General features: G+C 75.6%; 22 protein-coding genes. 12 read left to right on the top strand and 10 right to left on the bottom strand.

Translation table 11 applies throughout. The annotated features are described in order from the left end of the window. Positions 1 to 8 precede the first annotated feature (8 nt). Entirely contained in the window at positions 9 to 2705 is a 2697-nt protein-coding gene (mgtA, locus tag ABD994_RS07940) for a magnesium-translocating P-type ATPase (RefSeq protein ID WP_345412688.1), read from the top strand. Here the strand turns inward: mgtA and ABD994_RS07935 are convergent. Together ABD994_RS07935 and ABD994_RS07930 are read right to left on the bottom strand one after the other, a co-directional pair. Next, the gene (locus tag ABD994_RS07935) at positions 2644 to 4245 is read right to left on the bottom strand and encodes an FAD-dependent monooxygenase (RefSeq protein WP_345412686.1); all 1602 of its coding nucleotides are present in this window, start codon (positions 4243 to 4245) and stop codon (positions 2644 to 2646) included. The two genes, mgtA and ABD994_RS07935, sit on opposite strands and share 62 nt — an antisense overlap. Before the next feature lie 3 nt (positions 4246 to 4248). After that, positions 4249 to 4818 carry a hypothetical protein gene (locus ABD994_RS07930; RefSeq protein WP_345412684.1) on the bottom strand — a complete coding sequence of 190 codons (570 nt, stop codon included), beginning with the start codon at positions 4816 to 4818 and terminating at the stop codon, positions 4249 to 4251. A gap of 136 nt (positions 4819 to 4954) precedes the next feature. On the opposite strand from ABD994_RS07930, the gene ABD994_RS07925 reads away from it, so the two are divergent. Then, positions 4955 to 5488: an HdeD family acid-resistance protein gene (locus tag ABD994_RS07925; RefSeq protein ID WP_345412682.1), complete on the top strand. Its 534-nt coding sequence runs from the start codon at positions 4955 to 4957 to the stop codon at positions 5486 to 5488. Positions 5489 to 5539: 51 nt separating this feature from the next. Here the strand turns inward: ABD994_RS07925 and ABD994_RS07920 are convergent, their stop codons facing one another. Next, on the bottom strand, positions 5540 to 7501 hold the full coding sequence (locus ABD994_RS07920) for an FAD-dependent monooxygenase (protein WP_345412680.1): 1962 nt from the start codon (positions 7499 to 7501) through the stop codon (positions 5540 to 5542). Positions 7502 to 7579: 78 nt separating this feature from the next. Between ABD994_RS07920 and ABD994_RS07915 the strand changes: the two genes are divergently transcribed. Then, on the top strand, positions 7580 to 8458 hold the full coding sequence (locus ABD994_RS07915; RefSeq protein ID WP_345412677.1) for a universal stress protein: 879 nt from the start codon (positions 7580 to 7582) through the stop codon (positions 8456 to 8458). 74 nt (positions 8459 to 8532) lie between these two features. Continuing rightward, a complete protein-coding gene (locus ABD994_RS07910; protein WP_345412674.1) occupies positions 8533 to 10044 on the top strand; it encodes an amidase in 1512 nt (503 codons plus the stop codon). Positions 10045 to 10050: 6 nt separating this feature from the next. Here the strand turns inward: ABD994_RS07910 and ABD994_RS07905 are convergent, their stop codons facing one another. Beyond that, on the bottom strand, positions 10051 to 10818 hold the full coding sequence (locus ABD994_RS07905) for a response regulator transcription factor (RefSeq protein WP_345412671.1): 768 nt from the start codon (positions 10816 to 10818) through the stop codon (positions 10051 to 10053). Positions 10819 to 10852: 34 nt separating this feature from the next. Continuing rightward, complete coding sequence (locus ABD994_RS07900) at positions 10853 to 11332, bottom strand: 2,4'-dihydroxyacetophenone dioxygenase family protein (protein WP_345412669.1); 480 nt, start codon at positions 11330 to 11332, stop codon at positions 10853 to 10855. A gap of 219 nt (positions 11333 to 11551) precedes the next feature. Here ABD994_RS07900 and ABD994_RS07895 point away from each other — a divergent pair, with 219 nt between their 5' ends. The 6 genes from ABD994_RS07895 (at position 11552) to ABD994_RS07870 (ending at position 18220) form a co-directional block, all read left to right on the top strand. Next, complete coding sequence (locus ABD994_RS07895) at positions 11552 to 12517, top strand: AraC family transcriptional regulator (RefSeq protein WP_345412667.1); 966 nt, start codon at positions 11552 to 11554, stop codon at positions 12515 to 12517. Positions 12518 to 12623: 106 nt separating this feature from the next. Continuing rightward, positions 12624 to 14528 (top strand): oxidoreductase, encoded by a 1905-nt coding sequence (locus ABD994_RS07890; protein WP_345412665.1) that lies wholly within the window; start codon positions 12624 to 12626, stop codon positions 14526 to 14528. Between the two features lie 10 nt (positions 14529 to 14538). Beyond that, positions 14539 to 15075 (top strand): VOC family protein, encoded by a 537-nt coding sequence (locus ABD994_RS07885; protein WP_345412663.1) that lies wholly within the window; start codon positions 14539 to 14541, stop codon positions 15073 to 15075. Further along, on the top strand, positions 15072 to 16094 hold the full coding sequence (locus tag ABD994_RS07880; protein WP_345412661.1) for a VOC family protein: 1023 nt from the start codon (positions 15072 to 15074) through the stop codon (positions 16092 to 16094). The genes ABD994_RS07885 and ABD994_RS07880 overlap by 4 nt, the downstream gene beginning before the upstream one ends. Before the next feature lie 112 nt (positions 16095 to 16206). Then, positions 16207 to 17568 (top strand): TrkH family potassium uptake protein, encoded by a 1362-nt coding sequence (locus ABD994_RS07875; protein WP_345412659.1) that lies wholly within the window; start codon positions 16207 to 16209, stop codon positions 17566 to 17568. Beyond that, the gene (locus ABD994_RS07870; protein ID WP_345412657.1) at positions 17561 to 18220 is read left to right on the top strand and encodes a potassium channel family protein; all 660 of its coding nucleotides are present in this window, start codon (positions 17561 to 17563) and stop codon (positions 18218 to 18220) included. Before ABD994_RS07875 ends, ABD994_RS07870 begins: the two co-directional genes overlap by 8 nt. A 6-nt stretch (positions 18221 to 18226) precedes the next feature. Here ABD994_RS07870 and ABD994_RS07865 read toward each other — a convergent pair whose 3' ends face one another. Together ABD994_RS07865 and ABD994_RS07860 are read right to left on the bottom strand one after the other, a co-directional pair. Continuing rightward, a complete protein-coding gene (locus ABD994_RS07865; RefSeq protein WP_345412654.1) occupies positions 18227 to 18391 on the bottom strand; it encodes a hypothetical protein in 165 nt (54 codons plus the stop codon). 34 nt (positions 18392 to 18425) lie between these two features. Further along, the gene (locus tag ABD994_RS07860) at positions 18426 to 19589 is read right to left on the bottom strand and encodes a TDT family transporter (RefSeq protein ID WP_345412652.1); all 1164 of its coding nucleotides are present in this window, start codon (positions 19587 to 19589) and stop codon (positions 18426 to 18428) included. 71 nt (positions 19590 to 19660) lie between these two features. On the opposite strand from ABD994_RS07860, the gene ABD994_RS07855 reads away from it, so the two are divergent. Further along, positions 19661 to 20581, top strand: a complete 921-nt coding sequence (locus ABD994_RS07855) for a LysR family transcriptional regulator (RefSeq protein WP_345412649.1) — start codon at positions 19661 to 19663, stop codon at positions 20579 to 20581. Here the strand turns inward: ABD994_RS07855 and ABD994_RS07850 are convergent. From ABD994_RS07850 to ABD994_RS07840, 3 genes are read right to left on the bottom strand one after another with little or no spacing between them, the layout of a single operon-like run. Continuing rightward, complete coding sequence (locus tag ABD994_RS07850) at positions 20572 to 22062, bottom strand: aldehyde dehydrogenase family protein (protein WP_345412646.1); 1491 nt, start codon at positions 22060 to 22062, stop codon at positions 20572 to 20574. The two genes, ABD994_RS07855 and ABD994_RS07850, sit on opposite strands and share 10 nt — an antisense overlap. Continuing rightward, complete coding sequence (locus tag ABD994_RS07845; protein WP_345412643.1) at positions 22059 to 22772, bottom strand: class II aldolase/adducin family protein; 714 nt, start codon at positions 22770 to 22772, stop codon at positions 22059 to 22061. Before ABD994_RS07845 ends, ABD994_RS07850 begins: the two co-directional genes overlap by 4 nt. Continuing rightward, a complete protein-coding gene (locus ABD994_RS07840; RefSeq protein ID WP_345412640.1) occupies positions 22769 to 24025 on the bottom strand; it encodes an MFS transporter in 1257 nt (418 codons plus the stop codon). Before ABD994_RS07840 ends, ABD994_RS07845 begins: the two co-directional genes overlap by 4 nt. Before the next feature lie 143 nt (positions 24026 to 24168). Here ABD994_RS07840 and ABD994_RS07835 point away from each other — a divergent pair, with 143 nt between their 5' ends. Next, positions 24169 to 25827, top strand: coding sequence for a bifunctional 3-(3-hydroxy-phenyl)propionate/3-hydroxycinnamic acid hydroxylase (locus ABD994_RS07835; RefSeq protein ID WP_345412637.1), 1659 nt, complete (start codon positions 24169 to 24171; stop codon positions 25825 to 25827). Positions 25828 to 25834: the final 7 nt, after the last annotated feature.

The following is a 25834-nucleotide window of genomic DNA, read 5'->3' as shown; positions in this document are numbered from 1 at the left end:
AGCGAGTGGTGCGCGTCCTCCCACGTCCCCGGCGAGCGCCCCCGGCGGGCCGCGGCGCCACCGGGATGCCCGGGGTCCCCGCGACGGAACTCGGGATCGAGGAGGCGGCCGCCACGCCCGCCGCCGACGTGCTCGACCGCCTGGGCAGCGGGCCCGGTGGGCTCACGGAGGAGGAGGCCGAGCGGCGCCGGGACCGGGAGGGAGCCAACGCGGTGCGGAGGCACCGCGCGCGGCCGTGGACGGTGCTCGCCCGTCAGCTGCGCAGCCCGGTCCTCGTGCTGCTGGGCCTGACCGCGATCGCGTCGGTCTGGTTGGGGGAGGGCACCGACGCCGCGGTCATCGGCGTGATCCTCGTGGCCAGCGTGGGGCTCGGCTTCACCAACGAGTACCGCGCCGAACGCGCCACCGAGCTGCTGCACTCCCGGATCGCGCACCGCGTCGTCGTGGTGCGTGACGGGCAGCCGTCGGCGCGGGACGTCACCACCCTGACCCGCGGTGACGTCATCACGCTGTCGCTCGGCGAGCTGGTGCCCGCCGACGTCCGGCTGCTGAGCAGCACCGGCCTCGAGTGCGACGAGAGCGTCCTGACCGGGGAGTCGTTGCCCGTCGCGAAGCAGGCGTCTCCGGTCGGCGCCGGCACCCCGGTCGCCGACCTGTGCAGCTGCGCGCTCATGGGCACGGTCGTCAGCGCCGGGAGCGGCACCGGTGTCGTCGTCGCCACCGGTCCGCGGGCGCAGTTCGGGCGCATCGCCGCCGGGCTGGGCGACCGTCACCCCGAGACCCAGTTCCAGGCCGGGCTGCGCCGGTTCTCGATGTTGCTGCTGGAGGTGGCGGTCGTCCTGACGGGCCTGATCTTCGTGGCGAACGTCCTGCTCGCCCGCCCGCTCATCGACGCCCTGCTGTTCTCGCTCGCCATCGCCGTCGGGATCACCCCGCAGCTGCTGCCCGCGGTCGTGAGCGCCAGCCTCGCCACCGGCTCACGGCACCTGGCGACGAAGAGCGTGCTGATCAAGCGCCTGGTGTGCATCGAGGACCTCGGCGACATCGACCTGCTCGTCACCGACAAGACCGGCACCCTGACCGAGGGGCGGGTGACCTTCTCGGGGGCGATCGACGCCGGGGGAGCGCCCGACGACGACGTCGCCGCCCTCGCGCTGGGGACCATCGGCCACGGCCCCCAGGGCCCCCTGCCCACCAACCCCCTCGACGCCGCGCTGGTCGAGGCACGGCCTCCCGGCACGGTGGGGGCGGCCGCACCGGCCGCCGTGCTGCCCTTCGACCACGACCGCCAGATGAGCTCCGCGCTCGTCGACACGCCCCGGGGCCGGCTCCTGGTCGTCAAGGGCGCCCCCGAGGCGGTGATGGCGCGGTGCACGGCCGCCCCGGCCGGGGCGCAGACGACCGTGCAGGACCGGTTCGCCGCCGGCGCGAGGATCGTCGCCGTCGCGTCCCGGCCCGCCCCCGGGCGGACGGACCTCACCGTCGAGGACGAGCGCGACCTCGCCCTCGACGGGTTCGTCACCTTCCTCGACCGACCCAAGCCCGCGGCCCGCGAGTCGCTCCGACGTCTCGCCGCGCTCGGCATCAGCGTCAAGGTCGCCACCGGCGACAACCCCGTCGTCGCCGCGAAGGTCTGCGCCGAGCTCGGGCTGCCCGTCACCGGCTGCCTGACCGGCGCCGACGTGGCGGCCATGGACGACGAGGCGCTGCTCGACGCCGCCGTGAGGGCCACCGTTTTCGCCCGGGTCGGCCCGGACCAGAAGGCGCGGATCATCGCCCTGCTGCGCCGCCGCGGCCGGACCGTCGGGTTCCTCGGCGACGGGGTGAACGACGCGCTGGCGCTGCACGCCGCCGACATCGGGATCAGCGTCGACACCGCCACCGACGTCGCGAAGGACGCCGCCGACGCCGTGCTGCTGGAGAAGGACCTCGACGTGCTCGCCGACGGCGTGGTCGAGGGGCGGCGCATCTTCGCGAACACCATGAAGTACGTCTTCATGGGGACCAGCAGCAACTTCGGCAACATGTTCAGTGCGGCCGCGGCGTCCGCGGTCCTGCCGTTCCTCCCGATGCTGCCCAGCCAGATCCTGCTCAACAACCTCCTCTACGACGCCAGCCAACTCACGATCCCGACCGACCGCGTCGACGACGAGCAGCTGCGGGCGCCGTCGCACTGGGACATCGGCAGGATCCGCCGGTTCATGCTCGTCTTCGGCCCGTTGAGCAGCCTGTTCGACTTCGTGACCTTCGCGCTGATGCTCGGGGTGTTCCGGGCCGGTCCGGAGCTCTTCCACTCGGGGTGGTTCGCCGAGTCCCTGGCCACCCAGACGCTCGTCATCTTTGTGATCCGGACCCGGCGCAGCCCCTTCACCCGCAGCCGCCCCGGCGGCGCGCTCACCGTCGCCGTCCTCGCCGCCGCCCTGACCGGGGTCCTCCTGCCCTACAGCCCGCTCGCGGCGCTGCTGGGCTTCACCCCCTTGCCGTCGGACTTCCTGCTCGCGCTCGTCGGGCTCGTCCTCGTCTACCTCGTCCTGGCCGAGGTCGCCAAGCGCCGGCTGTTCGCGCAGGCCGGGCCCTCGACGCCGGCGCCTGCCCCGCGGCGCCGGGGACGCGAGCACCGCATCCACCGCCACGCTGCGCGCTTCAGCGTCGGTCCCGGGAACCCGGACCGCCGTCCCCTCGCGAGGGGCGGGGTCCGGCGATAGGCCGTCCCCGAGGTCCGGGGGAGGGGTCGAGTGCCCCGACGGCGGCCAGCCAGTCCTCCAGGTGTGCGGGGTCCGTCCCGCGGTGACCGATGTACCCGTCGGGGCGGACCGCGATGATCGTCGTGCCCGGACGGTCCCGCAGCCGGTGCACGTGGACCCGCGGCCCCACGGGGTACGGGAGACCGCGGGCGTTGCGGGCGAGCAGCACGTGGACCCCCGGCCGGGCGGTCAGGTCGTGCAGCCGGACCGGGCCCCGGTCCGCGAGGACCGGGGCGTCCGGCAGCCGGTCGCCCGGCCGGAACCCCCGGTGTCGCGGGAGGTCATCGACCGACAGTGCGCTGCCGCGGTGGTCCACCCCCAGGCCCGCCAGCAGCCGCCGTGCCGGTGCGGTCAGGGCCCGGCGACGCAGCACCGCGGGCACCAGCGGGGCGGCGAGGGGCGCGACCACGCCGCGCAGCAGCCCGGCGGCCCCGCCGGGCGACGACTCGGCCCAGAACACGAGGTCGGTGAGCGCGATCGACGCCCGGGCGACCGGGCGGCGCTCGTCCTCGTAGGAGCCGAGGAGGACCTCGGGCTCCGTGGCCGAGCCCGCGAGGGCCAGCCTCCAGCCGAGGGCGGCCGCGTCCTGCAGGCCGAGGTTCATCCCCTGCGCGGCCGCGGGGGAGTGGCTGTGGGCGGCGTCGCCGGCGAGGAGGACCGGTCCCCGCCGGTAGTGCCGGGCCAGCCGCCGGGTCAACCGGAGCCGGTCGGACCAGGCCACGCGCTCCACCCGGACGCGGAACCCGCTCGCGTCGAGCACCTGCTGGAGCTCGTCGCGATCCGGCGGCCCCTCGAGGCCGGGATCGGCGCCGTCGCGGGTGGCGAGGACCCGCCACGGAGCGTGTTCCCCGAGGGCGAAGACGAACAGCAGGCCCCGGCGCGCAGCCGTGACGTGGGCGGCGCCCGGCTCGAGGTGGCCGCCGGGCTCCGGGACGAGGTCGACGTCGGCGAGGAGCACCTGTTGGCGGTAGGCCCGGGACGCCACGGGGATACCGGCGAGCGTCCGGACCGTGCTCTCGGCGCCGTCGCACCCCGCGACCCACCGGACGGCCACGCGCTCCGCGCCGCCGCGGTGGCGCAGGAGCGCGCACGCCCCGGGACGTTCGGAGGCGAGGTCCTCGAGGCTGGTCCCGCGCTCGACCCGGACCCCGTCCCGCACGAGCGCCCGTGCGAGCACGTCCTCGACGTCCTGCTGGCGGATCAGCCACGGACGGTCGACGGGCCGGTCCCCGACGGCCAGTTCGTCGAGCCGGACCCGCACCGTCCGGTGGCCGAGGTGCACGATCGCGCGCGGCTCGTCGAGGGCCCGGCGCCGCAGGGCGTCGAGCACCCCGAGGGGGCGGAGCTGCTCGAGGGTGCGTGGGTGGACCACGAGCGCCCGGGACGGCCGGGGCCCGGTCCGGCGGTCCACGATCCGCACCCCGGCACCGTGCCCGTGGGCGTGCAGGGCCAGCGCCAGGCCCACGGGACCGGCGCCCACGACCAGCACGTCGGCGGGCACCGCTCAGCCCGCGACCGGACGCCACCACTCGGCGGTCGCCGGGGCCACGGCATCCGGAGGACCGGTGGTGAGCAGGTCGTCCCGGTGGTGGCCGGGGAGCACCGTGTAGGCGATGGAGCCGGGCACGCTGACCAGTGCGAGCACCCGCCACAGGGCCCGGGCGTAGGCGTCGGCGCGGTCGGCGCCGTCCCACTCGTACAGGCCGCGGTACACCCCGTGCTCGTCGGCGGCGAGCCACCACTTGGCCACGAAGCCGGGGAACCCGGCGAACAGCGGCGTGTTGAGCAGGCTCTCGGCGCGGAAGAGGGCGTGTCCCCGGCCCTGCACCCACCGCAGCCGGAACCGGACGACCAGCGCGCAGGGACGGGCGGCGACGGCGTCCGCGACCACCGTCTCGCGATAGATCGTCGAGGTGCTCCCGTCGGCGAACAGCACCCGCCTGCCCACCCACGTCCGCGGGCTGCGCAGCCGGCCCCGGATCAGCAGCAGCACCGACATGCCGACGCAGCGCCCGACGGCCCGCCAGGCCGCGACCGGGGAGTCGTGCGCGGGGGACCCGGGGGACGGCGTCATGCCCGGACCGTGCCGCCCGGGCGCCACGGGGGGACAGGGGACCGAGGCCCCGTCCGTCCGGGACCTGCGGCCCCTGACAGCGGCACCGCCGGCGAGGAGCGTCGGCGGCACACGCCCGAGGAAGGGAGCAGGTCGGATGACGACCACCATGGAACGACGCCGGACCGGCTGGGACGTGGTCCTCGGCATCCTGCTGCTGCTGGCCGGGCTGTTCGTGCTCGGCAACGCGGTGATCGCGACCTACCTGTCCGTGCTGCTGCTCGGATGGTTCGCCATCGGTGCCGGCGTGGTCACCCTCGTGGGTGCCTTCGTCCGCCGCGAGGCCGGCATCTCGTGGTCGGCCGCCCTCGGCGGGGCGGTGCTCATCGTGCTCGGGGTGATCATCGTCCGCGATCCGCTCGCGGGCGCGACGGGGCTGACGCTCCTGGCCGGCGCGCTCTTCCTCGTCGTCGGGCTCACCCGGCTGATCGTCGCGAGCCAGGTGCCCGCGGCCCGCACGGTGCTCATCATCAGCGGGTTCGTGTCGATCGTCCTGGGCCTGATCGTGCTGTTCAACCTGCAGATCGCGGTGCTGTCGCTGCTGGGGCTCCTGCTCGGCGTCCAGATCCTCGTCGAGGGCATCACGATCCTCGTGGCCGGCCGGTTGCGGCCGGCCCCGACCGTCAGGTGACGGAGGCGTCCGGACGGGGACGACCGCGGGCCGGTGTCCTCCCGGCCGCGTTCACGGCCGCGGCCGGCCGGCGGGCGGCGCCAGCCGGCCCCCCGGCGTGACGCCGGGCTCCAGCAGGACGCCGTCGAGGAAGTCGGCCAGCTCCGGGTCGGCGTGGAGCGGCAGGACGTGGGCGACGTACTGGTCCGGCCGCACGAGCACCATGCACCCGGCGTCGCGGTCGATCCCGCGCAGGTCGAAGACGTCGTCGGTCGTGGGGTCGGGGCAGAACACCTTCTCGTGGTCGACCAGCCCGAACCGGCCCTTGCGCGGGCGCAGGACCGGCGGCATGTCGGTGGTCTCCACCTCGTGGTGGTGCTGCTGGAGGACGGCGCGGACGTCGACGACGGCGTCGGGGTCCGCGTCGGGCGGGGTGAGGCGCGCGACGAGCCGGGCGAGGTGGTCGCCGAGCCGCCGGAACGGGGTGTCGTCGCCGGCCGGGCCCCGGCGGTCGGCGAAGACGTAGAGCCGCCAGGCGCCGTCGGCGCGGGCGACGTGGCCGAGGTGCATCGGCTTGGCGTCGGCGAGGCGGACCACGGGTGCGGAGTGGAACCGGGTGCCCACGACGAAGCCGGTCGCGAGGTGCTGCGCCGGGTCCACTGCCGTGATCATGGACGGCCCGTACCGGACGGCGACCCCGGCGGTGAAGCGTCCCTGCTCGCGGAAGTACCGCGGGAACTCCTCGGGGTCGGGCTCCGCCAGGTCCCCGCCCCGGCCGTGCCCGGCGAACAGCGACGCGAAGGCGCGGTCGAAGTCGATCAGCTCCTGGGCGACCGCGTGCCGCTCGCGGGTGTAGGTGTGGAGCAGCTCGGGGCGGGCCCGTCCGCGCAGGACGGCCCCGAGCTTCCACCCGAGGTTCCAGGTGTCGGCCATCGACACGTTCATGCCCTGGCCGGCCTTGGCGCTGTGGGTGTGGCAGGCGTCGCCGGCGATGAACACCCGCGGCGGGCGGTCCTCGCCGGGCCCGACGTCGTCGAAGCGGTCGCAGAGCCGTTGGCCGATCTCGTAGACCGACCACCAGCCGACGTCGCGGACCTCGAGCGTGTAGGGGTGCAGGATGCGCTCGGCCACGGCGGCGAGCCCCGCCGGCGTGACCCCGTCCCGGAGCATCGCGGCGTCGCGGACGGCGTCGAGCTCGACGTAGAGCCGGACGAGGTGGCCGCCCTCGCGGGGGATGATCAGGATGCTGCCCTCGGTGGCGGACTGCACGGCGCACTTGAGGCGGATGTCGGGGAAGTCGGTGTCGACCAGGACGTCCATGACGCCCCAGGTCGAGTCGGCGTGGTCGCCGACGAGGCGCAGCCCCAGGGCCTCGCGGGTGCTGCTGCGGGCGCCGTCGCAGCCGACGACGTACTTCGCGCGGATCGTCGACGTCGCCCCGGTCTCGACGCCGTCCGCGACGTGCGCGAGCGTGACCGTCACCGGGTACTCGTCCGACCCGTCCGCACCGTCCTCCTCGACGTCGAGCGCGGTGAGGTGGAGGCCGTACCAGGGCTCGGCCCGGCGGGCGGAGCGCGCCACGTGGTCGCGGAGGTAGGCGAGCATCCGCGCCTGGTTGACGATCATGTGCGGCATCTCGGACAGGCCGTCCTCGACGTCGGGGATGCGGCCCGTGCGGGTGATCCGGTCGGGGTCGGCGGGGGAGGGGCGCCAGAACGCGACCTCGTTGACCCGGTAGCCCTCGGCGATGAGCCGGTCGGCGAGCCCGAACGCCTCGAACACCTCCACGGTGCGGCAGGCGACGCCGTCGGCCTGGCCCACCTCCAGCGGCCCGTCGCGGCGGTCCACCACGACGGCGTCGACGTCCGGGAAGTTCGCGAGCTGCGCGGCCAGGACCAGCCCGGCGGGCCCGCTGCCGACGACCAGCACGTCGGTCGTGGCCGGCAGCGTCGAGGGTCGGGCGGCCACCGACGGGTGGGGCTCGGCGACGAACGGGTCGCCGGGGTGGTACCCGTCGACGTAGAACTGGGCCACGGGCGCTCCTCGCTCGGTCCGGACCCCGATCCTGCCGCCGGGCGCCCGGCCTCGGCAGGATCGAGGAGGATGGTCGTCGTGACGTCCACACCGCGGGCGACCGGGGACGGCTTCCTCCTCGTCGGCTTCGACGGGTCGCCCGACGCCGCCCACGCGATCACGGTCGCCGCCCACCTCCTGCCGGGCCGCCCCGTGCGGGTGGCGCACATCTGGACGTCGCTCGACCCCGGCTCCGTCCTGTACCGCCGGCTCGCCCACCGGGCGTCCACCCGGGAGCACCTCGAGCGGCTCGCGCGCCACGAGGCCGCGGCCGCCGCCGACGGCGTGGTCGCCCACGGCGTCGCGCTCGCGCGGGCCGCCGGGTGGACGGCCGAGCCGGTCGTGCGCGGCGAGCACACCGACGAGGGCGTCGACCTCGCCGCGCTGGCCGCCGAGCTGCGGCCGCGGGCCGTCGTCGTCGGGTCGCGCGGGCTGGGCGGTGTGCGCGGCCTGCTCGGCAGCGTCTCCGAGGTCGTCGCCCACCGCAGCTCGGTGCCGGTCCTGGTCGTGCCCCCGCTGCTCGCCGACGAGCGGGCCGCGGCGACCTCGGGGCCGGCGGTGGTCGGCCACGACGGCACCGCCGCGGCGGCCCACGCCCACGCGGTCGCCGCCGGCCTGTTCGCGCCCCGGGCCGTCGTCCCCGTCCACGTCGAGGGGCCGATGGGCGAGGGTGACGCCGACGGCGTCCCCCCGGACGCCCCCCGGCTGCGCGCCGACGGCTTCGGCCCGGCGGCCGTGGCCGAGGCGATCGCCCGCGAGGCCGCGGCACGGCGGGCCGGCGTCATCGTCGTCGGCTCGCGGCAGCGCTCCCTGCTGCGCGAGGTGGTGCTCGGCAGCCACGCGCGCGCCGTGCTCCACGACGGCCACCGGCCCGTCCTCGTCGTCCCACCCGAGCCGGAGGGGGACGACGACCCGTAGAGCCGGCCGCCGGCGGTGCGGGAGGCTGCACCCCGCGGGTCGCCGGGCGGCGGCCACCGAGCACGGGAGGTCCCATGTCCGGCGCGGCGTTCGACCGTCTCCTCGACCCGCCCCCGCCCGCCGGCGCGGGCCCCCACGCCGACCTGCTGTCCCACACGCTCACCGAGCTGGCGGGCGAGATCCGGGCCGGACGCCTGGGCAGCCGCGAGCTCACCACCGCGTGCCTGGAGCGGATCGACGCCCTCGACGGGCGCGACGGGCTCAACACCGTCCTGCTCGCCCGCGGCGAGGCCGTCCTGGACGAGGCCGCGCAGCGGGACGAGCAGCAGGCGGCGGGCGCCGAGCTCGGGCCGCTGCACGGCATCCCGGTGGGCATCAAGGACGCCTTCGCCACCGCGGGCACCCGGACCACCGGCGGCACCGCGGTCCTGCGCGACTGGGTGCCCGACCGCGACGCCACCGCGGTCGCCCGGCTCACGCGAGCGGGAGCCCTGGTCCTGGCGAAGCTCAACCTGCACGAGGCCGGCTTCGGGGTGTCGTCGAACAACCCGCACCACGGCCCCGTCCGCAACCCCTACGACCCGAGCCGGATCGCGGGCGGCTCGAGCGGGGGCTCCGGCGCCGCGGTCGCGGCGCACCTGTGCCCCGCGGCCCTCGGCACCGACACCGGGGCGTCGGTCCGCCACCCCGCGGCGATGTGCGGCGTCGTCGGCGTCAAGCCCACCCTGGGGCGTGTCGGTCGCGGCGGCCTGCTCGGGCTGTCCTGGAGCTACGACGTCGCCGGCCCGATCACCCGCGACGTCGCCGACGCCGCGCTGATGGTGCGCGTCCTGTCGTCGGGGCCGGACGACCGCGACCCCGCGGCCGTGGCGTCGCCCCGGGGCGAGCTCCCCGACCTCACGGGCGCCACCCGATCGGTGCGGGGGCGGCGCATCGGCGTCCCGACCGGCTACTTCGCCGAGGACAACGACCCCGAGATCGACCGGGTGCTGGCCGCGGCCCGGGACCGCCTCGCCGACGCCGGGGCCGAGCTGGTGGAGGTGTCGGTGGCCCGCGCGGACGAGGCCGTCGCGACCGGCTTCCTCACCGTGCTGCCCGAGGCGGTCGTGCTCACCGAGGCGCTGCTGCAGGAGGCGGGCGTCCCCGGCGGGCTCGCGTCGGTGCTGCACCAGCTGGGCGACGACGTGCGCGGCGCGCTGGGCAGCCAGGTCGGGCCGTCGGCCGAGCCGGTGCCGGGGCACGTGTACGCCCGCGCGGTCCACGAGACCGTGCCGGCGATCCGGCGCGGGTTCCTCGACGCCCTCGACGGCGTCGACGCGCTGCTCACCCCGATCGCGCCGGCGGCCGCGCCACCGATCGTCGACGGCCCGTCCATGACCCACAACGGCCGGACCGTCGACCTCTTCGAGACCAACATCCGCTACCTGTTCCCGGTCAGCGTGGCGGGGCTCCCGGCGGTCTCGGTGCCGGGCGGGGTGACGGCGGACGGGCTGCCGGTCGGCCTCCAGCTCGTCGGCGCGCCGTGGCGGGAGGACCTGCTGCTCGACCTCGCGCTCGCGTGGCAGCAGCTGACGACCACCGCGTGACGCGGGTCAGCGGCCCGCGACCAGCAGCGCCAGTTCGGTGCGGTTGCGGCAGCCGGTCCGGTCGAGCACCTGGCTGATGTACTTCTTGACGGTGTCCAGGGTCAGCCCGGTCGCCCGGGCGATGGCCGCGTTGCTCAGGCCCCGCCCGACGAGGTCGGCGATCTCCGCGAGCCGCGGGCTGAGGTCGCCGACGGTGGCGGCGGACCGCGCGACCCGGGCCGGCAGGCGCGCCGACACCGCGGAGAGCTGGCGGACGACGATGGCGAGGCCCCGCAGGTCGGCGGCGGTGAGGTGGTCCGGCGTCTCCCCGAAGATGCCCACGACACCCCGCTGGCCGCCGGGCAGGTCCAGGTCGAGCGCGCACACCGACCGCAGGCCGGACCGGAACACGAAGCGGTCGACGTAGGCCCGCGCCGCCGGCGGCACCCGCCGGGGCTCCAGCTGGCTGAGCGCGCTGACGCCCGCCCGGCGGATCCGGTCCAGCGAGGCCGGCGTGAACATCACGTCGTCGGCGAACCACCGGTCGCGGTACTCGTCGATGATCCGCGGGATCCGGCCCGTCATGACCGGCGCCGGGTCGGCGTGGGTCCGGGTGAACACGTCGGTGCGGAAGAACGCGGTGTGGACGCAGCCGTACGCCGAGGCGAGGGCCTCCAGGAGCTCCTCCTGGAGGCCCTCGACGCTGTCGATCGCCGCGCAGCGCTCGAGCACCCCGAGGGCGCGCTCGTAGTCGTGGGGCTGCATGCCGGCGGAGACCCGGACGGCTGCTCGCATGGCCCACCTCCGCGCTCCCGCGGCCGACGACGCCTCAGAACGGGAAGAGCTCGGGCTCAGGGTAGCCGTGGTCACGGCAGAACTGCAGGTACCGCTCGGCGAAGGTCTTGGCGGTCTCGACGCCGACGACGTTGCCCTCGCCGTCGAGGAAGTGGATCGGGCCCTCGACGTAGATGAACAGCACGATGTCCTCGGCCGGGTCCGCGACGAGCGTGTGCTGGCTGTTCGCGACCTCGTAGACGAAGTCGCCCGGGGCGGCGACCCAGTCGTGCTCCGCGTAGCTCCACTTCCCCTGGATCGAGTACGCGAGGACCCGCCCGAAGTGGTCGTGGACGCCGAGCTGCGCGCCGGCCTTCGCCCGCAGCAGCACGACCGTCTCGTTGCGCGCGAGGTCGGCCGTGAAAATCTTGAGCTCGACGTCCTCGCTGTAGGGCGTGAACGGGTGCCAGTGCCGCGTCCCGCCGCCGAAGTGGGCGGGGTCGAGCATCGTGGACGTGGGAGTCGTGGCGGTCATCGGCTTCTCCTCGGACGGGGAGCCCCGACGCTAACCACGCCGTGCGCGCGGTATCAGTGCACCAAAGTGCAGGGCATCCGTGCACGTTCCGCGCGGAACCGTGCACGCGGCGGACGGCCGGCGGCGGTCAGCCGAGGAGATGCTGCCGGGACCCGGGACGTTCTCCCGCGGCTGTGACGCGCGTTACCGTGCGGGGACCCCGAGGAGGGAGGTCGGCCCATGACGACGGCCACGAGCAGCGGCACGAGCAGCGGCACGAGCAGCGGCACGAGCAGCGGCACGCGCGGTGGCCCGGGCGCCCACGACGACGAACTCCTCGACGCGATCGCCGCGAGCCACCTGCCGTGGGACCTCGACCTCCGCCCGTCCGTGGTGCCCCGGGCCGAGAGCTGGTCGCTCGCGGACACCTGGGCGGTGAAGTGCCGGATCGGGTGGATGCACGGGCGGCGACGGGCCGCGGAGCTGCGGCGCACGCCGGGGGAGTACGTGGCCGTGCTCATGGTCCACAGCGGCACCGAGCTCCTCGTCCAGGACGGCCGGACGGCGGAGGTCACCGCGGGGACGGCGGCGCTGTGGGACGGCGTGCGTCCCGTCGAGTGCTTCACCGAGGGGCCGCTGACCAAGCACACGGTGTTCGTCCCGCGCGCGGTGCTCGACCGCGCCCTGCCCGACCTCGACGCGGCCGTGGTGCGGACCCTCCCGGCGTCGGTGGACCTGCGCCTGCTCACCGGGTGGCTCGCGGTCGCTCGCCGGCAGGGCGAGCTCGACGTCGACGCGGGCCGCACCGTGGAGCGGATGGCGATCGACCTGCTGACCTCGTCGATCAACCACGCGGCGACCGGGGCGAGCCCGACGCACACCGTGCTGCTCCAGCGGGTGAAGGCCTACCTCGACGACCACCTCGCCGACCCGGCCCTGACCCTCGACGTCGTGGCCCGGGCCAACGCGATCTCGCTGCGCTACCTGCACCTGCTGTTCCGGGACACGGGCCAGACGGCCCGCGAGTACCTCCGGGGCCGGCGCCTCGAGCGGGCCCGCACGCTGCTCGCCGCACCCCGCGGCGGGCTGTCGGTCGCGCAGGTCGCGGCCCGCTCCGGGTTCGACAGCCCGTCGTCGTTCAGCCGGGCCTATCGCGCGCACTTCGGCGCGAGCCCGCGGGAGACCCGGGACGAGGCCCGCGGCTGACGCGTCCGTGCACGCCGGGACGGCGACGGTGCACGTCACGGCAAGACCGGCCGGTGTGACCGGGCGCACGCTCGCGGGGTCCCTCCCGACGACGCGAAGGCGGAGCATGACCACCACGGCCGCCCCCGGTACCCCCGGCTCGCCGGGCACCGAGCCCGAGATGACCGGTCCGCTCTTCCGGCCCGGACGGATCGGGTCGATGACCCTGCGGAACCGGTTCGTCCAGGCACCGATCTTCACCCAGTTCGCCACCACCTGGGGCGAGGTCGACCAGCGCCTCATCGAGTACCACCGGGCCCGCGCCCGGGGCGGCGTCGGGCTGATCATCACCGAGAACACCTCGGTCGACTGGGAGCTGGGTCGCACCGTCGGGCACCCGATGCGGATCGACCACGACCGGTTCCGGGCGGGGCTCACCGAGCTGGTCGAGGCCGTGCACGACGAGGGCGCGAAGATCGCCGTCCAGCTGCACCACACGGGCCGGCAGAACTCGCAGGGCAACACCGAGCGGAACGAACCGCCGATCGCCCCGACCGCCGACATCACCAGCGCGTTCGGCACCGCGCCACGGGCGATCCTCGAGGCCGAGATCCCCGGCCTGATCGATCTGTACGCCCAGGGCGCGCGGCGCGCCCGCGACGCCGGGTTCGACGCCGTCGAGATCCACGGCGCGCACGGCTACCTGCCCTCGCAGTTCCTCTCGCCGAGGACGAACCGGCGGACCGACCGGTGGGGCGGGACGCTGGAGAACCGGGCGCGCTTCGCGCTCGAGCTGGTCCGGGCCGTCCGCGCCCAGGTCGGCGACACCTTCCCGGTGATGTACCGCCTCAGCGTCGAGGAGCCCTACGAGGGCGGGCTGAGCCTCGAGGACGGTCTCGCGTTCTGCGAGATGCTGGCACCGATGGTCGACGCGCTCGACATCACCGCGGGCAACTACGACACCGCCATGACCCTGCTGCCGATGGTCCCGCCCGGCTCGCTGCTCGGGTACGCGAAGGCCGTCAAGGAGCGGGTGTCGATCCCGGTGATCGGCGTGGGCCGGCTGACGTGGCTGCTCGACGACCTGGACAAGGCGGTCGGCGACGAGGAGCTCGACTTCGTCTCGCTCGGGCGCAGCCAGCTCGCCGACCCCGACACGGTCGTCAAGACCGCCCGCGGCGAGCCGGACCGTGTGCGGCGCTGCCTCGCGGTGAACGAGTGCGTCTCGCGATGGATGTTCAACGGGCAGCGCACCCGCTGCGTGATCAACCCCGCGCTGGGGCAGGAGAAGCGCGCGGCGGACGCGCGCCGCCCGGCCGCGGTCCGCCGCCGGGTCCTGGTCGCCGGCGCCGGCCCGGCGGGCTGCGAGGCCGCGCTGCTCGCCGCACAGCGGGGCCACGACGTCGAGGTCGTCGAGCGCGGCACCCGCGTCGGCGGCCAGCTGCACGCCTGGGGCGCCGCGAGCACCTTCCGCGCCGAGATCGCGAACCTCGTCGACTTCTACGAGGGCGAGCTGCGCCGCGCCGGCGTCGCCGTCCGACTGGGGACCGACGTCGGGTCCGTGGATCTCGAGGGCTACGACCACGTCCTGCTGGCCACGGGGTCCGAGGCCGCGGACGCGCAGGACGGCATCGACGCCGTGGCCATGCTCGACGCCCGGGTCGCACCGGATGCCGCGGAGGTCACCGTCTTCGGGGAGACCGAGACCGCACTGTTCGCCGCGCTCTGGCTCGCCGAGCAGGGCAGGCGCACGACGCTGATCTCGCCCGTCGAGGGCGTCGGCGTCGACAGCAACGACATGGAGGCGGGGCACCTGGCCGAGCGGTTCGCCGAGCTCGGTGGCGTGGTGCTCACGAGCACCCCCGACCCGGGCGGCCCGGGGGTCGTCCGGGCGACGCCCCGCCGGCCGTCCGGGGTCCTCGAGGGCGCTGTGGACGGTCGAAGGGTGCGAGCCGTCGGGTCCCGACTGCGGGGCGGGCGCATGTACGAGGCCACCCAGTCCGGCTTCTGGGCCGCCGCCGAGATCGGCTGAGGAGACCGACGTGACCGTGCGAGCGATCGAGCACATCGGCCTGACCGTCCCCGACCTCGAGGCGGCGACGGCGTTCTTCGCGGACGCGTTCGGCGCGGAGCAGATCTACGACATGATCGACCGGCCGCTGTCCGGGCCGGCGATCGAGGCGGGTCTCGGCGTCCCGCGCGGGGCCACGATCGAGGCGATCAGGATGCTGCGCCTCGGGAACGGCCCCAATCTCGAGCTGTTCACCTACTCCGGGGTCGCGCAGCGCGAGCCCGTGGTGCCGTCCGACCTCGGCATGCAGCACTTCTGTGTCTACGTCGACGACATCGACGCCGCCGCGGCCCGCCTCGAGAAGGCCGGCGGGACGTTGCTCAGCGCCCCCGGCGAACTGCCGGGCGGCGACACCGGCCCGGGCAACCGCTACGTCTACGCCCGAACGCCGTGGGGCAGCACGGTCGAGCTCGTCACCTACCCCTCCCCGCAGGCCTACGAGTCGACGACGTCGCTGCGGCGCTGGCGCCCGGTGGCGGGCGCGGACCACACGGAGCAGGAGTCATGACCCCACGTTTCGAGCTCGCCCACCTCGCCCATGCCGAGCTCCTCACGCCGAACATGGAGGGCACGCTCTGGTTCTTCACCGAGCTGCTCGGCATGCGCGAGGTCGCCCGACAGGGCGACTCGGTGTACCTGCGCTGCTACGAGGACCCGTACCACCACAGCCTCAAGGTCACCGGCGCCGACGGCCCCGGGCTGGCCAACCTGGGCTGGCGGACCACCTCGGCCGACGCGCTCGAACGCCGAGCGCGGGCCCTCGACGCCGCCGGGGTGGGGAAGGGCTGGACCCGCGGCGACCTCGGGGTCGGGCGCACGTTCGCGTTCGAGAGCCCGGACGGGCACCCGATGGAGCTCGTCTGGGAGGTGGAGAAGCACGTCGCCCCGCCCGAGCTGCGCAGCCCCATCCTCACCCGGCGCTCGAAGCGTCCGCTGCGGGGCGTCCCACCGCGCCGGCTCGACCACGTCAACCTCATGGCCTCCGACGTGACCGTGCAGAAGGAGCTGTTCGAGCAGACCCTCGGCTTCGAGACCCGCGAGCGCGTCGTCGACTTCACCTCGGACACCGAGATCGGCGCCTGGTTGAGCGTGAACGTCCTCGGTCACGAGATGGCGATCATGGCCGATTCCACCGGGTCCCGCGGACGCCTGCACCACCTCGCCTTCTGGTACGGCGTGCCGCAGCACAACACCGACGTCGCCGAGCTCTGCCGCGAGTACGGGGTGCAGATCGAGGCCGGGCCCGACGTCCACGGCATCACCCAGGGTGCGTTCCTCTACGTCTTCGAACCGGGCGGCAACCGCATCGAGCTCTTCGGCAACTCAGGCATCCTCGAGCTCGAGCCCGACTTCGAGACGGTGACGTGGGACCTCGCCGACTTCGACACCGGCATCGCGATCGGGGGCGCAACGCTCCCGGCCGAGACCTACTTCGTCTACGGCACCCCACCGGTACCCGGACAGGAGGGCCTCATCGCGCGCAGCACGATCGGGGTGCCGGCGGACGGGCTGGCCCGCACGCCCTGATCCCGCGGCCGCCACTCCCGGCGATGGATCGTGCGAGACTGCCCGCCGTGGAGGCTCCGGCCGGGGTGCCCCGGTCACGTCACCGGGGGCACGGCGTCACCCCGGGCCGCGGGTGAGGCGTCGGGGGTCGGGCGGGTCAGGCAGCGGGGGACGGACGGGCAATCCCGCCCAGGTCATCGCGCTGGCGTTCGCCGCCGGGATCCTCGTGGGGACGGGACTGCTGGCGCTGCCCGCGGCGAGCGCGACGCCCGAAGGCGCCGGGGTGCTCGACGCGCTGTTCACCGCCACGTCGGCGGTGTGCGTCACGGGGCTGACCACCGTGGACACGGGCTCGTCGTGGTCGACGCTCGGCCACGTCGTCATCGCCGCCCTCATGCAGGTCGGAGGCCTGGGCATCATGACCGTGGCCTCGTTGCTGGTGGTGCTGGTCTCGCGCCGGCTCGGGCTGCGCGCCCGGCTGGTGGCCCGCGCGCAGTCCGGCACCAACCTCGACCTGAGCGACGTCCGGCGGGTGCTGCGCGACGTCGTGCTGTTCAGCCTCGCCGGGGAGGCCCTCACCGCGCTCGCGCTCGGCCTGCGCCTGCTGCTCGCCTACGACGCGGAGCCGGCCGACGCGCTGTGGGAGGGCGCCTTCCACGCCGTGTCGGCGTTCAACAACGGCGGCTTCGTGCTCTGGCCCGAGGGGATGGCCCGGTTCGCCGGCGACCCGTGGATGCTGCTGCCGGTCGCCCTGGCCGTGATCGCCGGCGGGCTCGGCTTCCCCGTGATCTTCGAGCTGGCGCGGTCCCGGCGTCCGGGGAGCTGGTCGGTGACCACCCGGATCACGGTGCTGACCTCGGGCGCGCTGCTGGTCGCCGGCACGGCGCTGCTGATCGCCCTGGAGTACGGCAACCCGGCGACCCTCGGTCCGATGGGCGTCCCCGGCAAGCTGCTGGCGGGGTTCTTCTCGGCCGTCATGCCCCGCAGCGGCGGCTTCTCGACGGTCGACGTCGGCAGCATGACCCCCGAGAGCTGGCTCGCCACCGACGTCCTGATGTTCATCGGGGGCGGGAGCGCCAGTACGGCCGGCGGGATCAAGGTGACGACCTTCGGCCTGCTCGCTGTCGTGCTGTGGTCCGAGGTGCGCGGGGAGGCGGACGTCGACGTGGCGCGCCGCCGCATCCCCGAGGCCAACCAGCGCCAGGCGCTGGCCGTGGCCCTCCTCGGCGTCGGCCTCGCGCTGGCCTCCACCTTCGCCCTGCTGGGCCTCACCGAGCACGACACGGACCGCGTGCTCTTCGAGGCGCTGTCCGCCCTGGGTACCGTCGGGCTCTCGACGGGGATCACCTCCGACCTGCCCGCGGTGGCGGAGGTCCTGCTGGTGGTGCTGATGTTCGTCGGGCGGCTCGGGCCGCTCGCGCTGGCGTCGGCGCTGGCCCTGCGCGAGCGTCCGCGCCTCTACCGGCGGCCCGAGGAGAGGACGATCATTGGCTGACGCGCACGGACCGACCGTCGTGATCGGGCTGGGACGCTTCGGCAGCGCGATCGCCCTGGAGCTGACCCGGCAGGGCGCCGAGGTGCTCGCGATCGACGGCTCCGACCGCACGGTCCAGGCGCTGTCCTCGGAGCTGTCCCAGGTGGTCACGGCCGACTGCACCGACGTCGAGACCCTCCGCCAGCTCGGGGTGGGCGACGCCCGGCACGCCCTGGTCGCCATCGGCGACCACCTGGAGGACAGCATCCTGGTGACCTCCCTGCTGGTCGACCTCGGCATCCCCGACATCTGGGCCCGGGCCACCAGCGCGCACCACGGCCGGATCCTCGAGCGACTCGGCGCGCACCACGTCGTGTTCCCCGAGCAGGAGATGGGCCAGCGCGTGGCGCACCTCGTCTCGGGCAACGTGCTGGACTACCTGCGGATCGACGGCGACTTCGCGCTCGCCAAGCTGCACCCGCCCCACGAGATCATCAACGTGCCGCTGAGCCGCTCCGAGATCCGCAGCAAGCACGGGGTCACCGTCGTCGCGGTCAAGCAGGGCGACGACGCCTTCACCTACGCGACCAACGAGACCGTGGTGGGCCGCGACGACGTCATCCTCGCCGTGGGGCACAGCGACGACATCGAGCACCTCGTCGGCGACGCCTGACCGGCGCTACCCCCGCGGGGCCCCGGCCCGCCGCTTGACCGCGCCGTAGGCCGCGGTGCCGAGGAACAGCACGATCCCGACCACCGCGAGCCAGAACAACCCCTTGACCACGAAGCCGAGGATCGCCAGCACCAGCCAGATGACCAGCAGGATCCCGATGAGCGCCAGCACGGTCCGCCTCCCACCGGGCCGGATCTCGGCCCGGTCAGGGGGTACCCCCGAGGAGGTTCCCGCGCACCAGGCCGCCGTGCACGGTGCGGGCCGCGACCACCGCCCAGGCGGTGACGAGCACGGCGTAGAGGCCGAGGGCGGCCCACGCCAGGGCGGGCAGGGAGGTCCGGGCGGCGAGGGCGCTGGTGGCGGTGACGCACGTGCCGACCGGGAACGTGAAGCTCCACCAGGTCAGCGTGAACGGCAGCCCGCGGCGGGCGGTCCGCACCGTCACCGCCGCGGCCAGGGCGAGCCAGACCATCGCGAAGCCCCACACGGGCACGCCGTAGAACAGGCCGAGCACGGCGGCGCCGGACGCGTAGGGCTCGGGCAGGCTCGCCGGGGCCTGCCCGGCGAGCAGGTTCGCGGCGGTGACCGACTGCCCGAGCGGGCCCAGCACGATCCACAGGGTGGGCACGGCCGCGGCCGGCGGCGTGCCGTGGACGACGAGCCGGCGCCAGACCTGCGGCAGGATCGCCAGCGTCGCCACCAAGCTGACCCCGACCATCGCGTAGCAGCCCAGCAGCATCGTCGTCCGCGCCGTGCCGGCGCCGAGGTGGGGGAGCAGGAGCGCCCCGTCGGCGGCGGACACCATCGGGGGCACCACGGGCATCAGCCACGCGCCGGAGGCGGCGTCGTCGCGGACGTCGTGCTGGGTGATCATGCGGTAGGGGATCCACACGGCGGTGACCAGGCCGAGAGCGGTGCCGAGGCCCCAGAGCGTCGCGCTCACCGCGACCGCAGTGGTGGTGCCGAGCACCGGCGGGCCGAGGAGCACGGCGCCGGCGCCGACGGTCATGGTCCCCATGGCGACGGCGCCCCAGGACTGGGCCATCACGGGGTCGGCGGCGTGGGCGCGCGCGGTGTCGGTGTGGCGGATCCAGTGCACCGTCCAGGCGCCGGCGAGGACGACGAGCAGGACCGCGGCGAGGCCCCACACGGCGGTGGCGAACACCGCCAGACCCGGGAACCGGATCGGCAGGCTCACCGCCGCCCCGCCGACGATGCCGGTGCCCATGACCGAGGTGAACCAGTTCGGCCCGAGGTGGGCGAACGCGTCGCGCGGCCGGTCGAGCTCGCGCAGCAGGCCCAGGCGCGCCGGCCGGTGGCGGGGCCCGTCGGCGGGGACGGTGGCGGGGGCGTCCAGCAGCGATGTCACGGCCTCGACACTCGTCGCGACGCGGCCCCGCCGGTAGCGCGCCCGATCTTCACGGGTCATAACCTCGGGTTGTGCCTCTGCCGCCGCGGGTCGCCGACCTCACGCCCTACGACCTGCTGCTGTCGGTGGCGGCGCTGGGCAGCATGGGCCGCGCGGCCCGGGAGCACGGGGTCAGCCAGGCCGCGGTCAGCGCCCGCATCCGGTCATTGGAGGCCGCGCTGGGCCTGACGCTGCTGGAGCGTGGTCCCCGTGGGGCGCGGGTCACGGCGGCGGGCGCCCTGGTGGTCGACTGGGCCCGGCGCGCGGTCGACGCCGCGGAGGCGCTGGACGCCGGGGTGGCCTCGCTGCGCAGCGCCCAGGCCGCGCGGCTGCGGATCGCGGCGAGCCTGACCGTGGCCGAGTACCTGCTCCCGCGCTGGCTGGTCACCCTGCACCGGGAGCTGCCGGCGACCTCGGTGGCCCTGAGCTCGCGCAACTCCGGGGACGTCGCCGCCGACGTGCTCGCCGGGGCCGCGGACGTCGGGTTCGTCGAGGGCCCGTCGGTGACCGAGGACCTCGACGGCCAGGTCGTGGCCCGCGACCGGCTCACGCTGGTGGTCGCGCCCGCTCACCCGTGGGCCCGGCGGCGGCGCGGCGTCGCCCCCGGGCAGCTCGCGGCGACCGCGCTCGTGACCCGGGAGGCGGGGTCGGGCACCCGGGCCGCGGTGGAGCAGGCCCTGCACCGGGCCGGGATCGACGACCTGGCCGGCCCGGTGCTCGAGCTGTCGTCGACCACCGCGATCAAGGCCGCGGTCGCCGACGGGATCGCGCCCGCGGTGCTCAGCTCCCTGGCGGTCGGCGGCGAGGTCGCCGACGGCACGCTCGTCGCCGTGCCGGTCGTCGGCCTGGACCTCGAGCGGCGCCTGCGCGCGGTGTGGCCGCGGGGTCGCCCCCTCGTCGGGCCGGCCGACCACCTCGTCCGGATCGCGGCCCGGCCCGCCGGTCAGCGGTAGCCGACGTGCACCGCCTTGGTCTCGGTGAAGCCGATCAGCTCCTCCACCGACTCCTCACGGCCCAGGCCGGAGGACTTGACCCCGCCGAAGGGGAGGCCGACGTGGTGGCGCGAGGTGTCGTTGATCCAGACGTAGCCGGCCTCGACGGCGGCGGCGACGCGGTGGGCGCGGCGCAGGTCGTCGGTCCACACCGCGGCGGTGAGGCCGTACTCGACGCCGTTGGCGACGGCCACGGCCTCGTCCTCGGTGTCGAAGGTGATCACCGAGAGCAGGGGGCCGAAGACCTCCTCCTGCGCGACGCGCATCGTCGCCGTGACGCCGGTGAGGACCGTCGGGGGCACGACCAGGGCGGGACCGACGCCGTCGGCGGGGGCGCCGCCGGCGACGGCGGTGGCCCCGTCGGCCCGGGCGACGTCGAGGTAGCGCAGCACCTTGGCGTACTGCTCCTCCGAGACCAGGGCGCCGACGTCGGTCCGCTCGTCGAACGGGTCGCCGAGGCGCAGCTCGCCGACCAGGCGGACGATCTCGGCCACGACCCGGTCGTGCAGGCTGCGGTGCACGAGCAGGCGGGAGGTCGAGCCGCAGGACTGGCCGGACCACGAGAAGTTCATGCCCCGCACCGCGGCCGCGGCCACGGCGAGCGGGTCGGCGTCCGGGAAGGCGATCAGCGCGTTCTTGCCCCCGAGCTCGAGGCTGACGTCCTTGACGCCGGTCTGCGCGGCGGCCTCCTGGATGCGCCGGCCGGTGGACGCGCTGCCGATGAACGCGATCCGGCGGACGTCGGGGTGGCGCACGATCGCGTCGCCGGTCGCCGCCCCGGCGCCGGTCAGCACGGACACGACGCCGGGCGGCACCAGGTCGGCGATCAGCTCGCCGAGGCGCAGCGCCGACAGCGGGGCCTGGTGCGGCGGCTTGAGCAGCACGCAGTTGCCCGCCACCAGCGGCGCGGCGATCTTGCCGGCGGCGAACATGATCGGGTGGTTGTAGGGGACGATCCGCGCGACGACGCCGATCGGCTGCTGGGTCGTGTAGTGCAGGGCCCCCTCGGACGCCGGCACGGTCCGCCCGCCGAGGGCGTGGGCGGCGTCGGCGAAGAAGTCGAGCATGGCCGCCCCGGCGACGGCGTCCGCGCGGGCGAGCCGGGTGATGTTGCCGCCGTCGAGGGTGTCGAGGTCGCCGAGCTCGTCGGCGTGCGCCCGCACCCGGCGGGCGATCTCGCGGACGAGCGCCACGCGCTCGGGCAGCGGCGTGCGCGACCACGCGGGGAAGGCCGCGCGCGCCGCCCGCACCGCGGCGTCGACGTCCTCGGCGCCCGCGTCCGGCACGGCCGCGACGACCTCGCCGGTGACGGGCGAGGGGTCGTCGAACGTCGTGCCCGACCGGCTCGCGACCAGCTCCCCGCCGACGAGCAGGCGCCAGTCGTGGGTGCGGGTGCTCCGGGTGAGGACCTCGCTGCGCGGGGCCGCCTCGGTCGTGGTCATGGCTTCTCCTCCGTGGGGTCGTGCGGCACGCCGGCGCGGCGCAGCAGGTAGCGCCAGCCGGCGTCGATCTGGGTCGGGCTCCAGCACTCGGTGCGCTTCGCGGCGCACTCGGCGGCGTCGGACCAGCCGCGCAGCTCGCCCGCCGCCATGGCGCGCAGCTGGGTGCGGCAGGCCCGGTCGAGCAGCACGGCGTGCACCACGGCCTCGGCGACGGTGGCGCCGACGGCGACGACGCCGTGGCGGGGGAGCAGCAGGGCGCGGGCGTCGCCGAGGGCGGCGGCCACGGCGGCCCCCAGCTCCGGGGTGCGGATCAGCCCGCCGGTGCCGCCGAAGCGCGGGACGTCGGGCTCGCTGAACAGGACACCGTCGTGGTCGAGGGCGCGCAGGGGCACGTCGAGGGCGGCGAAGGCGGTGGCCGCGCGCGGGTGGGTGTGGACGACGGCGCCGAGGTCGGGGCGGGCGCGGAGCACCTCGGTGTGGATCGGGTACTCGACGTGCCGGGGGCCCTCCCCGGCGAGCACCGCGCCGTCCGGGGCGACCAGCACCACGCGCTCGGTGGTGATCTCCTCGAAGCCCCAGCCGGACGCCTTCGTCCAGACCCCGCGATCGTCCCCGTCGCGCAGGCCGGCGTGACCCCACACGAGGTCGCCCTGGCCGGCGGCGGCGAGCGCGCGGTGGGCCCGCACGACGTGCTCGGCGGGGGACGTCACGACCGGACCTCGGCCGGGAGGGCGGCGGGCGCGGGCGTCCCGGGCCCGTCCGGCGTCCGGCGTTCCCGGACCGCCAGCACGACCATGACGACGGCCGCGACGACCGCGCTCGCGGCGAAGGCCAGGAACACCGCGGACGGGCCGAGGCCCGCCGCGAGCACGGCACCCCCGAGGACGGGGGCGACGACCGCCCCGGCCCGCCCGGTGCCGTTGGCCCAGCCGACCGCCGAGGCGCGGATGCGGGTGGGGTAGGAGTTCGCCACCGAGGCCAGCACCAGGGTCAGCGCGGTCTGGGCGGCGGCCCCGATGAGGGTGATGGTGGCGAGCAGCACCGCGGTCTGCCGGGGCCCGACCGCGCAGACCAGGATGCCGGCCGCCGTCAGCACGCCGCACACCGCGGCGACCTCCCGCAGCCCCCACCGCTGGGCGGCGAGCACGAGCACGAGGGACCCGACGACGGCCCCGGCGTTGAGGCAGAGCGAGAACGTCAGCGCCGAGCCGAGCGGGTAGTCCATCTCGCGCATCAGCGTCGTGAGCCACGTGTTGAGCCCGTACCAGGTCAGCAGGTTGGCGAACGTGGTGACGGCGAACAGGACGGTCAGCAGCGCGCGGTGCTCCCGGAACAGGGCGGCGAACGCGCCCGCCGCCGAGGGGTGGGCCGGGGCGTCCGGGGCGGTGTCGGCGGCGGACCCGGGCAGCCGGGCGAGCGACACCCCGAGGACGAGCAGCGACAGCCCGGCGCCGATGACGAACATGAGGCGCCAGCCGTGGTCGGCGAGGACCGCGATGCCGGTCAGGGACGCCACCGTCCCGCCGATGGGGATGCCGGCCATGAGGATGGTGACGACCAGGCCCGTGCGGTGCGCCGGCGTGTGCTCGCGGGCCAGCGCCACCGCGGCCGGGATGACCGCGCCCATGCCGACCCCGGCGAGCAGGCGCGCCGCGCCGAGCTGCCACGGCGCCTGGGCCAGCGCGCACGCCAGCGTCCAGAGCGTGAACCAGGCGACGGACACGTTGACGAACGGGCGGCGCCCGACGCGGTCGCACACCGGGCCGCCGGCGAGCGCTCCGACCAGCATCCCCAGGTACACGAGGCTGCCGATGGAGCCGGCCGAGGCGCTGGTCAGGCCCCACCCGGGCTCGGCGACCAGCTTCGGCAGCAGCGCCCCGTAGACGATCAGGTCGTACCCCTCGGCGACCACCACCAGGGCACCCAGCGTCACCACCGACCACGAGCGCGCCGTGCCCGTCATGGCTCGTCCCGACATCTCGAACCCCTCTCCAGCGAGTACGTCGGACGGTACTGTCCCGAAAAACGCAACACAAGTCCTTGCAAACAGGACAGCTATCGCTACTGTCGGGGATCGACACCGAGACGGGACGGAGGTGGCCCGCGATGGGACGCCACGGGCAGACGGCGGGACCGCGCGGCGACGCGGGGGCGCACACGACCGACGTGGTCGTCGTGGGGGCGGGACCGGTCGGCATGACCGCCGCGGCGCTCCTGGCCGCCCGGGGCGTGTCGGTCACCGTGCTCGAGCGGAACGCCACGACGAGCGACGCCCCGAAGGCGATCAGCATCGACGACGAGGCGCTGCGGACCTTCCAGGCCGCCGGGCTGGCGGCGCGGCTGGAGCGGATCGTCGTCCCCGGCACCGGCACCCGCTACCTCGACGCCGCCGGCCGGGCCGCGTTCACCGCGCGGTCGGCGTGGCCGTTCCGGCTCGGGCACCCGTTCAAGAACCCGTTCGCCCAGCCCGACCTCGAGCGCGAGCTCGCCGAGCACCTCCGCGAGGCCCCGCCGGTCGCGCTGCGCCTGGGCACCGAGGTGCTCGCGATCGCGCAGGACGCCGACGGCGTCGAGGTCACGACGTCGCGGGGGGACACCGTCCGCGCGCGCTACCTGCTGGCCTGCGACGGCGGCCGGTCGACCGTGCGCGAGCAGCTCGGCATCCGCATGGCGGGCCGCAGCTTCGACGAGGTCTGGCTCGTCGCCGACGTGCTCGAGGACCCGCACGACGAGCGCTACGGCACGCACCACGGCGACCCGGCCCGCCCGACGGTCGTCGTGCCCGGGCGCCACGGCCGGTGCCGCTACGAGTTCCTGCTGCACCCCGGCGAGGGCGAGGCCGGCGCGCCGCCGCCCTTCGCCCTGCTCGCGCGCCTGCTGCGGCCGCACCGGCGGATCACGCCCGAGCAGGTGGAGCGCTGCGTCGCCTACCGCTTCCACGCCCTCGTCGCCGAACGCTTCGCGTCCGGCCGCGCGTTCCTGCTCGGCGACGCCGCGCACATGATGCCGCCGTTCGCCGGCCAGGGGCTGAACTCGGGGATCCGGGACGCGGCCAACCTGTGCTGGAAGATCGCCGACGTCCTCGCCGGACGGCTCGACGAGGCCGCGCTGGACACCTACGAGACCGAGCGCCGCCGGCACGCGCAGGACACCGTCCGGCTCTCGGTCCGCCTCGGGCGGATCGTCATGACGACCGACCGCCGCCTCGCCGAGCGCCGCGACCGGGTCGTCGCGCGCCTCCTCGGGACCCCGGAGGGCCGGGCGCACCTCGAGGAGATGCGCTACCGGCCGGTCCAGCACCACCGGGCCGGCCTCGTCGCGCCGGGCGCCGACGACGGCCCCGCCACCGGTGTCGTGCTCGGCCAGCCCCGCGTCCACGACACCGCCACCGGGCGCACCACCATGCTCGACGACGTCCTGGGCCCCGGCTGGGCGCTCCTCGGCGTCGACGTCCCGGCCTCCGCGCTGGACGCGGCCGCCGCTGCCTGCGCGTCCCTCGACCCCGTGGTGGCGCACGTCCCCGCCGACGACCGCCTGCCGCGCGCGACCGAGGCCCGGCGCGTGCTGGTCGACCTGGACGGCGGCCTCGACCGCGAGGCCGCCCCGTACCGGGGCCGGGTGGTGCTGCTGCGGCCGGACCGCTTCGTCGCGGCCGCCTGGTCCGCGCAGGACGTCGCCGCCGGACGGCCGGGCCGCGACCTCGCCACCGCCCTGCACCTGGCCGCGCACGACGAGACACCGACACCCCTGGCGGTGGCCGGGTGACGCACCC

The sequence above is a fragment of the Actinomycetospora chlora genome (assembly GCF_039542135.1).
Taxonomy (GTDB): domain Bacteria; phylum Actinomycetota; class Actinomycetes; order Mycobacteriales; family Pseudonocardiaceae; genus Actinomycetospora; species Actinomycetospora chlora.
The sequence above is the reverse complement of the archived record's forward strand: the minus strand, read 5'-3'. Positions and strand labels throughout refer to the sequence as shown.

Bases quoted from the DNA above. Each gene is read 5' to 3' on its own strand.
- ABD994_RS07930 (WP_345412684.1), bottom strand. From the start codon at position 4,818: ATGACGCCGTCCCCCGGGTCCCCCGCGCACGACTCCCCGGTCGCGGCC.
- ABD994_RS07925 (WP_345412682.1), top strand. From the start codon at position 4,955: ATGACGACCACCATGGAACGACGCCGGACCGGCTGGGACGTGGTCCTC.
- ABD994_RS07910 (WP_345412674.1), top strand. From the start codon at position 8,533: ATGTCCGGCGCGGCGTTCGACCGTCTCCTCGACCCGCCCCCGCCCGCC.
- ABD994_RS07905 (WP_345412671.1), bottom strand. From the start codon at position 10,818: ATGCGAGCAGCCGTCCGGGTCTCCGCCGGCATGCAGCCCCACGACTAC.
- ABD994_RS07900 (WP_345412669.1), bottom strand. From the start codon at position 11,332: ATGACCGCCACGACTCCCACGTCCACGATGCTCGACCCCGCCCACTTC.
- ABD994_RS07895 (WP_345412667.1), top strand. From the start codon at position 11,552: ATGACGACGGCCACGAGCAGCGGCACGAGCAGCGGCACGAGCAGCGGC.
- ABD994_RS07890 (WP_345412665.1), top strand. From the start codon at position 12,624: ATGACCACCACGGCCGCCCCCGGTACCCCCGGCTCGCCGGGCACCGAG.
- ABD994_RS07880 (WP_345412661.1), top strand. From the start codon at position 15,072: ATGACCCCACGTTTCGAGCTCGCCCACCTCGCCCATGCCGAGCTCCTC.
- ABD994_RS07850 (WP_345412646.1), bottom strand. From the start codon at position 22,062: ATGACCACGACCGAGGCGGCCCCGCGCAGCGAGGTCCTCACCCGGAGC.
- ABD994_RS07840 (WP_345412640.1), bottom strand. From the start codon at position 24,025: ATGACGGGCACGGCGCGCTCGTGGTCGGTGGTGACGCTGGGTGCCCTG.
- ABD994_RS07835 (WP_345412637.1), top strand. From the start codon at position 24,169: ATGGGACGCCACGGGCAGACGGCGGGACCGCGCGGCGACGCGGGGGCG.